The sequence below is a fragment of the Fluviicola sp. genome (assembly GCF_039596395.1).
GTDB lineage: Bacteria > Bacteroidota > Bacteroidia > Flavobacteriales_D > Crocinitomicaceae > Fluviicola.
The window spans coordinates 937,832-950,927 of sequence record NZ_JBCNJT010000002.1 but is presented as its reverse complement, the minus strand read 5'-3'; the positions used below and the strand labels follow the sequence as shown (position 1 = coordinate 950,927).

General features: G+C 44.9%; 15 protein-coding genes. All 15 read left to right on the top strand.

Annotation, left to right across the window (positions count from 1 at the left end):
- Positions 1-149 precede the first annotated feature (149 nt).
- The 15 genes from ABDW02_RS13050 (at position 150) to ABDW02_RS12980 (ending at position 13,095) form a co-directional block, all read left to right on the top strand.
- Entirely contained in the window at positions 150-509 is a 360-nt protein-coding gene (locus ABDW02_RS13050; protein WP_343635084.1) for a VOC family protein, read from the top strand.
- 32 nt (positions 510-541) lie between these two features.
- A complete protein-coding gene (locus tag ABDW02_RS13045; RefSeq protein WP_343635082.1) occupies positions 542-1,066 on the top strand; it encodes a hypothetical protein in 525 nt (174 codons plus the stop codon).
- A 34-nt stretch (positions 1,067-1,100) separates the two neighbouring features.
- Positions 1,101-1,811 carry a hypothetical protein gene (locus tag ABDW02_RS13040; protein WP_343635080.1) on the top strand — a complete coding sequence of 237 codons (711 nt, stop codon included), beginning with the start codon at positions 1,101-1,103 and terminating at the stop codon, positions 1,809-1,811.
- 478 nt (positions 1,812-2,289) lie between these two features.
- Entirely contained in the window at positions 2,290-3,009 is a 720-nt protein-coding gene (locus ABDW02_RS13035) for a hypothetical protein (protein ID WP_343635078.1), read from the top strand.
- 13 nt (positions 3,010-3,022) lie between these two features.
- Positions 3,023-3,493: a hypothetical protein gene (locus ABDW02_RS13030; RefSeq protein ID WP_343635076.1), complete on the top strand. Its 471-nt coding sequence runs from the start codon at positions 3,023-3,025 to the stop codon at positions 3,491-3,493.
- Positions 3,490-3,864, top strand: a complete 375-nt coding sequence (locus ABDW02_RS13025; RefSeq protein ID WP_343635074.1) for a VOC family protein — start codon at positions 3,490-3,492, stop codon at positions 3,862-3,864. Before ABDW02_RS13030 ends, ABDW02_RS13025 begins: the two co-directional genes overlap by 4 nt.
- Positions 3,861-4,214 carry a hypothetical protein gene (locus ABDW02_RS13020; protein ID WP_343635072.1) on the top strand — a complete coding sequence of 118 codons (354 nt, stop codon included), beginning with the start codon at positions 3,861-3,863 and terminating at the stop codon, positions 4,212-4,214. Before ABDW02_RS13025 ends, ABDW02_RS13020 begins: the two co-directional genes overlap by 4 nt.
- Positions 4,215-4,315: 101 nt before the next feature.
- Positions 4,316-5,767 carry an exodeoxyribonuclease VII large subunit gene (xseA, locus tag ABDW02_RS13015; RefSeq protein WP_343635070.1) on the top strand — a complete coding sequence of 484 codons (1,452 nt, stop codon included), beginning with the start codon at positions 4,316-4,318 and terminating at the stop codon, positions 5,765-5,767.
- Between the two features lie 38 nt (positions 5,768-5,805).
- Complete coding sequence (gene xseB, locus ABDW02_RS13010) at positions 5,806-6,012, top strand: exodeoxyribonuclease VII small subunit (RefSeq protein ID WP_343635069.1); 207 nt, start codon at positions 5,806-5,808, stop codon at positions 6,010-6,012.
- An 83-nt stretch (positions 6,013-6,095) separates the two neighbouring features.
- The gene (locus tag ABDW02_RS13005) at positions 6,096-6,314 is read left to right on the top strand and encodes a FeoA family protein (RefSeq protein WP_343635067.1); all 219 of its coding nucleotides are present in this window, start codon (positions 6,096-6,098) and stop codon (positions 6,312-6,314) included.
- Entirely contained in the window at positions 6,314-8,257 is a 1,944-nt protein-coding gene (feoB, locus tag ABDW02_RS13000; protein ID WP_343635065.1) for a ferrous iron transport protein B, read from the top strand. Before ABDW02_RS13005 ends, feoB begins: the two co-directional genes overlap by 1 nt.
- On the top strand, positions 8,257-8,403 hold the full coding sequence (locus ABDW02_RS12995; RefSeq protein ID WP_343635063.1) for a hypothetical protein: 147 nt from the start codon (positions 8,257-8,259) through the stop codon (positions 8,401-8,403). Before feoB ends, ABDW02_RS12995 begins: the two co-directional genes overlap by 1 nt.
- Positions 8,404-8,501: 98 nt before the next feature.
- Positions 8,502-10,760: a VWA domain-containing protein gene (locus ABDW02_RS12990; RefSeq protein WP_343635061.1), complete on the top strand. Its 2,259-nt coding sequence runs from the start codon at positions 8,502-8,504 to the stop codon at positions 10,758-10,760.
- A 90-nt stretch (positions 10,761-10,850) separates the two neighbouring features.
- Positions 10,851-11,369, top strand: coding sequence for a LemA family protein (locus ABDW02_RS12985; RefSeq protein ID WP_343635059.1), 519 nt, complete (start codon positions 10,851-10,853; stop codon positions 11,367-11,369).
- A complete protein-coding gene (locus ABDW02_RS12980; RefSeq protein WP_343635057.1) occupies positions 11,350-13,095 on the top strand; it encodes a DUF2207 domain-containing protein in 1,746 nt (581 codons plus the stop codon). The genes ABDW02_RS12985 and ABDW02_RS12980 overlap by 20 nt, the downstream gene beginning before the upstream one ends.
- The last annotated feature ends 1 nt before the right edge of the window (position 13,096 follow it).

The following is a 13,096-nucleotide window of genomic DNA, read 5'->3' as shown; positions in this document are numbered from 1 at the left end:
GGTGAAAACCTTCAAATGTGAAGAAATGGTAAGGAATACCGGTAAATGGATTAGTACCACAGTTCAATTTCCTTATCTTTAACTTCAATCATTCGCAATTCGCAATTCGCAATTCGCAATTCGCAATTCATAATTCATAATTATAAAAAATGTTCACATCCATACATCCCAAACTTCCCATGCGGGACAAACAGATTACCCGCGATTTCTACGTGAATAGCCTCGGCTTTCATGTCTTCGGGAATGGCGATTTTCCGGATTACCTGATGGTCGAAAAAGAAGGTATTCAGATCCACTTTTTCCTGTTTAAAGACCTGGATCCGAAGGAAAACTACGGGCAGGTATATATTCGAACTAATGATATCGATGCGGCTTACACCCATTTTTCAGAGTGCGGCGCCCCTATTCACCCCAACGGGCATTTGTCCGACAAACCCTGGGGACAACGCGAATTCTCCATCCTCGATCCGGATCATAATTTGCTGACTTTCGGACAGGAAATTGTGTAATTTAGTTTCTTTGTTATCTAAAACCGGCTCCTGTGAAAAACAACCTCATCTTACTCATTTTGCTGGCTGTTTTTTACTCCTGCAGCCATCCGTCTCCGACAAAGATTGCTTTTGACGGCAGAAAATTTGAACTTCCTATCCGCGTAGAAAAAGCAAAGAAGCTTTTTGGCATGATGTATATGCCTTATTATGGCTTTTTGGGACATGCAACAAAAGAAGCGCCGGTTATCAAGGCGCAACTCGAAGGATATCCTTTGTTTATGGGAAGTGATAACGATTCCGAGGAAGAATATTACGATGACTATTTTGTAGGTATTTCGTTCATGCAACCGGTAGAAGTCTATCAAAATCAAGCAAAGGCTCTGGAAGTCAAGTATGGTAAGAAATTTATTGACCGGAAAAATTATTCCTATTTTCAGACAAGCAATGGATTGTTCGTGGTTCTGAAAACAACCGCATTGCAAAGTATGCCCGGTAAAAAATACCTGGCGATTACCTTTTACAAAGGAATTTCCCGGAATGAATTGGACAAATACGTAGAACACGTGTACATTTAGTAACGCTATGAAACACCTTCCCCTACTCTTACTTATGATCATATGTTCCTGCGGAAACGAGCCGGAAGCGCCTGAAAATAAAAAGGAAAATCCCGTTACGGTTCAGTTCTTCGAGACTTACGATATAGACGATATAAAGGAAGAATGGCTGGATGCTTTTAAATGGACTGCCGAAACAAGTCCTCAATCAACGGATTCCGAAAAGGAATGGGCGGAACAGTTCACTGTCAAAGGATTGAGATCCGTAGTGATCAACGGATACGAACATGCCATCGCACTGGTTAAAACAGAAGATATTCCGGCAGTTGACTCCATGCTGGCCATTCCCGAAGTAGCGAAACGCTTTCCGAAAGACCTCAGGTTTATGTGGTCCAAATACGAACAGGAAGATCCTGCCACACCATTTAAAGGCTGTTTCCTTTATGCTGTCCGGATACCGGCAAACCAAAAAGCACCCGTTGATTCCCACGACATCCTGGAATCGATTCCCGCAGATAGTGACCAAAACCAACTGGTAGATCTGCATATCACCATGACCGAAAATGGAGCGCGTAAACTGGAAAAATTTACACGTAAAAATGAAAACAAAGCCATTGCAGTAATCCTGGAAGGAAAAGTGGTCAGTTGTCCGCTTATCCGTGAGCCAATTAAATACCAAATGAATATCAGCAGTTTTACCATGGAACAGGCTGGGGAAATCTCGGACCGGATCAATGCCGGAAGGTATGAAACAACTAAGAAATAATTTTAAAAGGAAGAAATAGCTTCCATTGCACTCAACTAAATCAGAGCAAAACACCTTCAAAATTCACAAGGGTGAGAAATAAAGTTCAGTAAATTTTTCTCAAAAACACATAAGGATTGTCACGTATGGGTCAAGTACGGATCATGTATAGGTCAAGTATGGGTATAGTATCAAAACGTTATTCCTGTAACAAAATCCCTGATTTTTAACAACCCATCTTCAAAAAGCCCCGTAAACTTAGTGAGAGCAGGATTACGGAATAAATTCAGGACGAAAACCTATAAACAAAAAAGCCAGAAGTAAACCATTCACACCCGGAGGTACAAGTCAAACTTCACTTCACACAACTGTAAACAGGCATAAAATACCTTCGGAAACAGCTCAATTGCTCTTTAAATCGATTGGAATTCTACATAGTGTTCCGGCAACTGTGAATTCCAATCAAATCATTTGTACTTTTAGCAGAAATAACGGCCTTATGAAATGTATTCCTTTACTGCTGCTCCTGGCGATTTTCTCCTGTAGCTCCGGATCCAAACCACGAAACCTGAAAAATGCAAAACCCGGTAAACTGGAATTTTTTGAGACTTACACCTTTTCTGAAATAGCTCCTTCCTGGGACGCGGCCTGCAAGTGGGTTCATGAACAGGATACAGTAGCCATGCATGAAAATATACCCCTCACAGAAAATCCAAGGGGTTTAACTGCGCTTGTTCGCCCGCACACCAATTTTATGATTGGGTACGTGAAAGCCGAAGATCTGTTGGAGGTAGAGACTTTGCTTGCACTTCCGGAGGTTAAAGCCAAATTCCCCAAAAACTTGCGGTTTATGTTTTCTTACAGAGAAGAAGACATACAAAACTATCACAAAATGTATGCGTTGTATGCTATTAAAGTCCCTGAAAGCGGTAAAGCAATCATAGACGGAAGGCACATTGAAAATGCTGAAGCGGCTATTGCCGATTACAATGGAATGCCGGTTATCCGGATTACCATGAACGACCAGGGAGCTCATGACTGGGAAGTGATGACCCGCAGGAATATCGGTAGGGCAATTGCCATCAGCGTTAATGATCATGTGATTTCCTGCCCGGTTGTGAATAGTGTAATTACAGGTGGAGAAACAGAAATCAGCGGAAACTTTACCAAAGCGCAAGCAGAAGAACTGGCCGCTGGTATTTATCTGGGAAAGAAATAGTTTAAAACGCGGTATGAAACATCTATTGGCTCTATTTAGTGCTTGTTCAATCCTGGCCTCCTGTTCTTCGGAAAGCTCCGAAAAACCAACTCCGTCAAATGAAATTACTTTTAATAAGAACGAGGTTACCAAAACACCCGACGGAATCATGCTGAAAAAGGTTTTAACCTCAGCAAATCAATTCAGTTCCTGCAGGGAAGTGTGGATTAACAGCTACAAATTTGACCTGGCGGTTGAAGGAAAAGACACGACTTATTTAGCCACCTCCGACCACTTGTTCCGGACACCTGAAAAGTTGCATGTGGGAACTACTTTCGCAGAAATTCCTGGAAAATTGCGGAAAACGCTATCCAAAGAACCTGGTTGGGGTTATTACGTCACACTTCCATCCGGTTGGAATCTGGGATTTTGTGAAGGAGCCGGCTGCACCGACAGCGAGCCAACCGTTTCTTCGAAAGTGAAATGGATCTTTAAGCGAAAATGAACTTAAACCAAATTACCGTTCCTTCATTGGACATTCCAAAGTCGATTGCTTTCTACCAGGCATTGGGATTGAAACTGATCGTCAAATCGGAGCATTACGCGCGTTTCGAATGCCCGGATGGAACATCCACTTTTTCGATACATGCAACAGACCGGCTTCCAACCGGACACGGTGTTTCCGTGTATTTTGAATGTGAAGGCCTGGATGAAAAGGTGGAAGAACTGGTTCAGAAAGGGATTGTATTTGACGAGCTTCCGAACGATAAATCCTGGCTCTGGCGCGAGGCATACCTGAAAGATCCCGACGGGAACCAGTTGATTTTGTTCTTTGCAGGTGAAAACAGATTAAATCCACCGTGGAGAATCCAATGAAAACCACAGCAAAATACACGTACAAGCTCCGCCCGGGTTATGGTTCGGAAGAACTGTTGATCGAACTCGACGGAAAAGATCAACCAGATCAACTGGAAATCGATCTCATTCGAATCCTGCTGCAAAACGGTTTCGAACAAGGAAAAACGGAGGATATCTGGCAGAATGATGAGTGGATTTTTCACTTTCATTCCGAAGCAGGAACCATCCTGCTTTCCCGGGATACCGTTTGGGATTTCTTTTTCCTCCTGGGTGAAAACAATCAGCCGGATATCCTGAAGCTCGACTGGATTCTTGCAGAAAATCCTCTGTTTGAGAAGGTGATCGTAAACTATTCCGATTATAAATAACAATAGCTCTCCCGAGTTTCTTTTAGCTGCTTCTAGAGATGATTTCCAGCTGCCGCATCCTGTTTGTTGACTAAGTGAATTGCTTTCCGTACTTTTAGGTAATGGAAAGTCCGCAGCATTTTACCCTCAAACAAGTCGCAGAATCGATCCGCAAAACCATTGCAGAACGCTATTCGCGTACCTACTGGGTAACTGCCGAAATGCACAAACTGAACCAGACCCGGAAAGGCCATTGCTACCCGGAACTGGTCCAGAAAGAAGACGAATCGATCGTAGTAGAAATGCGCGGAACGATCTGGAAACAGCACTTTGAGCGCATTCAGCAAAAATTCTTCGAGATCGTTAAAGAACCTTTGCACGACGGCATGGAATTATTGTTCCATGTGAAAATCACCTACCACCCGCTCTACAACATCGGGCTGGAGATTATCGATATCGATCCGAATTATACTCTGGGTGCTCTGCAGCGCGAACGCCAGGAAACACTCGAACGCCTCAACAGGGAAGGAATCCTGAACGCCAACCAGGATCTCGAAATGGCTTTGGTTCCCAAACGGCTGGCAATCATCTCGCAAGCCGACAGCAAAGGGTATTCGGATTTTGTGACTTTGCTCAACGGCCATCCGAAACGCTATCATTTCAGCACCTTCCTGTTCGAAGCAACTTTGCAGGGAGATGCGGCCATTACCTCGATTCAGAATCAATTGAAACGCATCGAAAAAATAAAGCACCATTTCGATGCCGTGGTGATTATTCGCGGTGGTGGCGGTGAAATAGGAATGCATTGCTACAACAATTACGAACTGTCCAAAGCCATTGCAACTTTCCCCTTGCCCGTCCTCACAGGAATCGGGCATTCCACCAACCTCACCGTTTGTGAAATGATCGCTTTCCGGAATGGAATCACTCCTTCAGATATGGCTTATTTCCTGCTCCGCATTTTTGAAGAACTGGATGAACCACTGGATGAAATTCTAGTGAAACTTCCCCAGCAAATCCAGCATTTCATGCAGGGAGCAACGAACCAATTCGCTCAACTGGCACGGGCATTCCAACAGGAAGTACAGGCAGCTATCCAATTTGAAAAGAATGATTTTTTGAATACGGTGAAGGATTTTGAATTCCGTGTAAAACACAAAATGTCTTATTCGAACCAACTGTTATCAGAACTTCGTAATCAAATACGTTCTTCTTCGTCCTACCGCCTGGAAACCCAGAAACGAAAACTGGACAATAACATCGATCTGCTACAGATTCATGGGAAATCATTCATTAATACCGGGCGTCAAAGTGTCCTGAACCAGGAAAACCAATTGATCCGTTCCCTTCCGCGAACATTCGAATCGGAAGAATTGAAACTGGAAAAGGCTGAAGTTCGCTTAAAACTGCTTGATCCCATTACTGTTCTGCAACGCGGTTACGCCATTGTGACCAACGAAAAGGGCGTGCTTTCTGCCAAAAACAAAAGTAAAGTGGGTGAGGAATTGAAAATTGTTACGGATGCACAAACACTGACGGCTGAAGTGAAAGCCGCTTCTTCCGATAAGAATTAATGTCTCCAATGTGATTAAATTTTTCGTAAATTCGTGTAGTGAACGAAGAAGGATTGACATACGAAAAGGCTTACGAAGAGTTGCAGCAAATCATTTCGGACATTGAATCCGGTGAGATCTCTGTAGACCTGCTGTCTGAAAAAGTGAAGCGTGCTGCCGCTTTGATACAAATCTGCAAAAACAAGCTGACGTCTACTGAAAACGACGTTCAGCAGATCCTGAACGACCTGAAATCAGATCAGTAGATATACCACAAACAAGGTATTTAGTTTTTGCCCGACTTCCGTTAATTTTGCTGCACAAAATTTTCAAATTCGATTCGGTTTTCATGAAAAAACTCGCGCAGCTTCCATTGCATCAAAAAACCAGGGTACTTGGTATTTCTGAAAGTGAGCTCAAACCCAAACTGTTGGAGATGGGTCTTTACCCGGGGAAAGAAGTTGAGGTTCTTTTTAAAGCACCTTTCGGAGATCCTATCGCGGTTGATATTTCGGGTTACACCTTGTCCATGCGCCTTTCCGAAGCGAACCTGATTGAAGTCGAATAATGAAAAAGATCGCACTCTTCGGAAATCCCAATACAGGAAAAAGTTCGCTTTTCAACCGCTTGACCGGTCTTCGTCAGCATGTTGGGAACTTCCCGGGTGTAACGGTCGACAAACATTCCGGCTTTCTGAATATCAGCGGAACTGAAATCGAACTCATTGATTTTCCGGGAACTTACAGTATTTACCCAAGGAGCAAAGATGAAGAGATTGTTTACAAGGTCATTTCAAATCCGACCGATCCTAATTTCCCGGAGAAAACAATCGTGGTGCTGGACAGCACCAACTTAGAACGTAATCTTTTACTATTTACCCAGATTTACGACCTGGGATTCCATACTGCATTGGTGCTGAACATGACAGATGTTGCTTCCAGGAACGGTTTTGAGATCAATCTGTCTGCCTTGCAGGATTCTTTTCCGGATGCAAAGATTATTCGTACCAATGCGCGGATCGGGACAGGCCTTTCCGAACTCAAGGAATGGATGAATGAAGATGCTGTTCCACGTGAAATCAAAACCGGAACCTTAAAAGCAAAAAACGATTTGCAAGGACAAATCGCCGATACAAACAGCCGTTTTGAACGGATTCAGCAAATTGTCGGACAGGTTGTCCATAAAAAACCTACAGAAGTTACTTTTTCCACCAAACTGGACAAGTGGCTGATCCATCCCGTTTTCGGTTATTTGATTTTCCTGGCTCTTTTGCTGATTATTTTCCAAACGGTTTTCACGTTGGCTTCCTACCCGATGGACTGGATCGACCTGGGAACCTCATCACTCGCATCGTGGTTGGGAACCATCATGCCGGAAGGTATTTTCACTTCGCTGATCGTAGACGGAGTAATCCCTGGAATTGGCGGTGTGTTGATTTTTATTCCCCAGATTGCCCTGCTCTTTTTCATGCTTGCCATTTTGGAAGAAACCGGCTACATGGCCCGCGTGGTCTTCATCACCGATAAATTAATGCGTCCTTTCGGGCTGAACGGGAAAAGTGTTGTTCCATTGTTATCCAGCGCTGCCTGTGCAATTCCGGGAATTATGGCTACACGCACCATCAGTTCGTGGCAGGAACGTCTGACTACCATTTTGGTCGCACCCCTGATCAGCTGTTCGGCTCGCCTGCCTGTTTATACCTTGTTGATCGCATTGGTGATTCCTGCTAAAACATTCTTTGGTTTTCTCAATCTCCAGGGATTGGTACTTTTCGGATTATACCTGCTGGGAGTGATTTCTGCTTTACTCGTAGCCTGGACCATCAAGCAGTTTTTCAAAAAGAAAGAATTGAGTGTTTTCCTGCTGGAAATGCCTGCTTACAAAACTCCGCGCTGGGGGAATGTGGGCATTGAAGTCTTTGAAAAAGTAAAGATTTTCGTGTTCGATGCCGGGAAAATCATCCTTGCAATTTCCATCATTCTATGGGCTCTGGCAAGTTTCGGGCCGGGCAACGACATGGAGCGTTACTCCGAAAAAATCCAGGAACCGAAGGTTCAAACCGCAGAAGCCATGGAAGACTATGAAAGCCAGGTTGCTTCCGTGAAATTGGAACATTCTTACATGGGCCATTTGGGGAAATTCATCGAACCGGTGATCAAACCTTTGGGCTACGACTGGAAAATGGGTATTTCATTGCTCACTTCCTTTGCAGCCCGCGAAGTTTTTGTAGGTTCACTCGCAACCATCTATTCCGTGCATGAAGTAGACGACAATCCCAAACAACTGATTGATAAACTGAAAGTCCAGAAACGCGACGACGGAACTCCCACTTACACGCTCGCAAGCGGTCTTTCGCTATTGGTGTTTTACGTCTTCGCCATGCAGTGTATGGCAACTCTTGCGGTGGTAAAACGTGAAACCAAATCCTGGAAATGGCCAATCATCCAGGTTGGATATATGGGCGTTTTGGCGTATCTTGGAGCTTACATTACTTTTATCGTATTCAGCTGATGCAGATCGTTTTAGTCATAGCAGCCATTTCCGCAGCGGTCTTTTACCTGGTTCGTCGTTTCTACTTGTCTTCACAACGCAAGAAACAGGCCGGGTGTGAAAAATGCGGGCTCAATCCAAATCAGAAGGAAAAGCAGGTTATCTAAGGGGAAACCGGTTCATTGATCCGTCAATTTTAGTTTGAACCTGTAACCAAATTGGAATCAGTGAGTTTGAATGATACAAACCCATTTTTCCAAAACTTATGAAACCAATTCGACTCTTTTTGGCGGCGCTTTGCTGCATCCCTATTGCAGGCGCTCAAACCAGCTATCATTTGCAGGTCGTCAATAATCAAAACCAGCCCGCTGCCAATCTCTCCGTGCGGTTCGTAGAATCCACGACTTTTGAACGCATCGAGAAAAAAACCAATTCTTCCGGCTCTTTAGACATGGTTTTTGATCACGGTTCCCTGTGGATCGGATCCGTGGGCGATATGACCAACTGCCTTTGGGTGGAAGCCTGGGGAAAAGGCAGTGCCAGCGGCCACATCACTTACGACCTCGAAGTCTGGGAACGCGAAAACCGCATTTTACCGGATCGCTCGACCATCGTTTTCAAAAAAACACCTCAAAAATACCCGACAATGCCACGTCCGGATGCTGCACACTGCGCCTTGAAGGTGGTTGTAAAAACGCGTGAAGACAGGCCACAGGCAAACATCCCGGTTACTTTGACTTGCTTTGCTTTGTCGGAACAATTCACCGGAACAACAAACGCCCAGGGAGAATGCATTTTCCTCGTACCGAATAAGAATGATTACGAGATTGACGTTGCAGATATCAACTCCATGGACTGGGCTGACTTCGGCGCTGAGTCCACAGCCAGAACTGCATTTCTGACCTACGAGAAAAAAGCGTTCACTGAGAAAACAGAAGGCAAATACACTGTCCAAACCATTCCGGCCGGAATCAAACCAAGCAGTTCCCATGCAGTGGTAGATCTGACAATTCGAAAAGGAGGTTCGCCCATTTCCAATGAACCCGTTTACCTGAAAACCGTTGGCGGTTCCATCAAATACAAGGGAAAAACCGATGCAAGCGGCAAAGTGGTTTTCATGCTTCCACTAAAAACAAAATACGTCGTTGATTTTACCTTTCAGAAAGACGCCGGAGTGGTTGACTTAAGCCGGATGAAAGGATTTGCTACCATGAGCCGCACCGTAAATTACATTCCGGACCCGCGCCTGGAGAACATCGAATCCTTTATTCCACGAGTAAAAGATTTGGTGGCTTTGAATGTGAACGACTTTGTAACCGCACAATATCCGTCCGGCGAAAACGAGGTAGAACTCTTCCTGAAGTGGGGAAATAAATTCAACGCCTCTTCCAAGGAAGCCGTGCTGGAAGTAGGTTTTAAAGTGAATTCCAAAAACAAAAAAGCAGCCATTCCCAAAAACCTGATGCTGGTAATCGATGTTTCCGGATCTATGTCGAATGACAACAGGCTCGAACTATTGAAAAAAACCCTGACCGAACTCGTAAACCGCATGTCACCGCAAGACCGGATCGGAATTGTGGCTTTTGACGACAAAGTATACAAAGCGCTGCCTTCCCAGGCAATTACGAATAAAGCCGCTATCTGCGACATCATCAACGCCCTGCAGCCCATGGGAGGAACAAATATCTCCATCGGTTTCGAAGAAGGCTTGAAACAGCTGGAAGCCAACAAAAAAGCGGGAATGGTCAATCGACTGATTTTGCTGACAGACGGCTACGGCGGAGACGAACCCGAAATTTCCGTGAAACTGGCAAAAACTTACGCCACAAAAGGGTTGCAGATTTCGGCCATCGGTGTGGGCTACGACTACAATGCCGCTTTACTGGAACAACTGGCAACAATCGGTGGAGGAACCATGCAAATGGCAGGCGATCCTTCGCACTATAGCCAGGCTTTTTTGAAAACTTTCGACGGAATTATTGATCCGATCGGGACGGACGTGAAACTGGAAATCCTGTTCAATGACCAGATCGTTTACCGTCAATTACTGGGCTATGAAAACGCGAAGGTCGGTGCCGGAAAAGTAACCGTAGACGTGGATCATTTATTCCCGGGACTGCAAAAAATGGCCCTTGTGAAAATGGATATCATTCACTCTACGCCGGCAATCGAACAACAAAAAGTGGTCGCGCGTATGACTTACACCGATCCGGTAAGCAAGAAGCAAAAAGTGGTCGAAAAAGAACTTCACCCGGAGTGGAGCACGGCAACCGGTTTGCTGGACATGACACTGGATATGAACCACAAACGCATGATGACCGTGGCAATCGTCAATCAAAGTATGAAACTCATGGCCGAACGATTCGGTGCCGGAGATAAAGCAGGAGCAGAAAAAGCAGCCAGTGGCGGAGTGGCACAGATCCAAAAGCTTTTCCCGCAGGCAATTCCGGCAGATTTGAAAGGTTTGTTTGAGAAATTACAGGAATACGTGAGCGTGTTTGAGCAGTTGCGTACAGAGCCCTAAAATTGCTCATTGAATGTTGGAATGCAGGGATTTTACGATCTCTGCATTTTTCTTTTTCCTCCGACATGAATTATTTGAGTATTTTTCGGCATGGTTATCTTGCTTATTGCCGGTATATTGTTGTTCGTGATTTTGATCATTTTCCTGATCTTACGAAACAGCCTGATCCGTGCTCAGAACTTAGTGGATGCAGCTTTTGCAGATATGGATGTTCAGTTGTTGAAGCGTCATGAACTCATCCCGAAATTGGTCCGGGTTGCATCCGGGTATGCGAAACACGAAGCGGTGCTATTGGAAGAACTGGCAGAAAAACGTGCGGGCATTTGGGACAAAGACGACAATTTTCCGCAAATTTTAGCTAAAATCAACGTGATTAAAGAAGCGTATCCCGATTTAAAAGCAGATCAAACGTTTGAAAAATTATTACAGCAGATTGCAGAAACCCAAAATCACCTGCTTTATTCCCGTCAATTTTATAACGGAACCGTAGAAGCTTACAATGCCCTCCAGGAAAAAATTCCTTATAGTTGGTTTGCCAAAAGCGGGCAACATACCAAACGCAATTATGTTCAGGCAAAATCAGAACAACATGACATTCCGAACCTTTAAAACACTTCGCGCTCTTCTCACCGGGCTATTTTTAGTGATCAGCCTGACTACACTGGCACAGGAAGAAGAATATGAACGCATCATTTACTTTGATGCCACTTACCAGGTAAAACAAAACTGCTCGATGCGCATTACAGAACGCATTACGATCTACTGCGGCCTAAACCAGATCAATCATGGAATTTACCGTGACATTCCGCTGAATTACGACTACCAGGGCGGTAGAACGGATGTTGATTTCCGATTCATTTCCCTGAAAAGGGACGGCAAGGCAGAGGATTATCACACGGAAAATATGGACAACGGAATCCGGACCTATTTCGGGAGTGCTGAAACCATGCTTTCTGTAGGAAAACACACCTACGAATTCACTTACGAAGTGAATCACGTACTGCGTCTTTTGAAAAATTCGGATGAACTGTATTGGAATACGAACGGGAACGGCTGGGTTTTTTCAGTCGACTCTTTGCGCGCAATCGTGCAGTTACCGGAAGGAATTAAATTCAAACAATTCACCGCTTATACCGGGAACCAGGGAGAGGCAGGCAAGGATTTTACGGTTTCACAACCACGTGACAACGAATTGGTTTATAAAACTACCGGGCCTTTATTCAGTTACCAGGGACTGACATTCGCAGCATCCTGGGATAAAAACAAGCTGACTTATCCGTCGGCGATGGAAAACTTCCTGTATTGGGTGAAATCCCACGCGCTCTGGACGCTGCTGATCGTTATGGTCATCTTCCAGGTTTCACGCAGCATGCTGTTGTGGTTCCGTTATGGCCGCGACCCGAAACCAGGCACCATTATGCCGCAATACGATGCTCCTGAGGGATTTTCACCTGCGGATGTTTCTGCAGTAATGAACCGCGGCTTGGTTACTTCCGACGCCTTTACCGGTCAGATTGCTTCTCTCGGAGCAAAAGGCTGGATGAAAATCGATCAGGAAGAAGTTCACGGTGCTCCGAAATATACATTTACCCAATTGGAAAATCCCAAAAAGGAATTGACTTCTGCGGAAAAGAAGGTTTACGATGCACTTTTCGCTCATGCAAAAACCTTCGTGTTCCATGAGAACAGCTACAATCCAACCCTGAAAAAAGGAATGGATTCCCTGATAGTACACATCCTGAAAACTCACGGTGAAAAATACCGGAAACTGAATTCCCGGATTAACGGAACACAGTACTTTTTCTGGTTGGGTTTCCTGGCATTGGCTTTCGGGCTGAAATTCCTGTTCGGCGGTTCTTACCTGATTATCGGAACAATAGCGGTCGTTGGCCTGGCTATCAATTTGTTATTCGGGTATTTACTGGAACAGCCTACTCCGGAGGGACGCAAGATCATGGATCACATTTCGGGGCTGAAACTATATATCCAATACGCAGACAAAAAACGCATCGCTTTCAACAATCCTCCGACACTCAACTTTGAAACCTTTGAGCGGCTTCTTCCTTTTGCTATTGTGTTGGGACTTGCTAAAGAATGGGAAGGCCAGTTCAATTCGGAAGAGTTGCAAACAGGATATGGCATGCCCGGCTATTGGTATGTCGGCATGGGAATGCATGGCTTCTCCCATTTTAATTCAGACACTTTTTCCTCAGCGATTTCTTCCGCTTCTGTTCCGCCAAGTGCTAGCGGCGGATCATCGGGTGGATCTTCTTTCTCCGGTGGTGGTGGGTTTTCCGGCGGAGGAGGAGGTGGCGGTGGCGGCGGTGGCTGGTAAT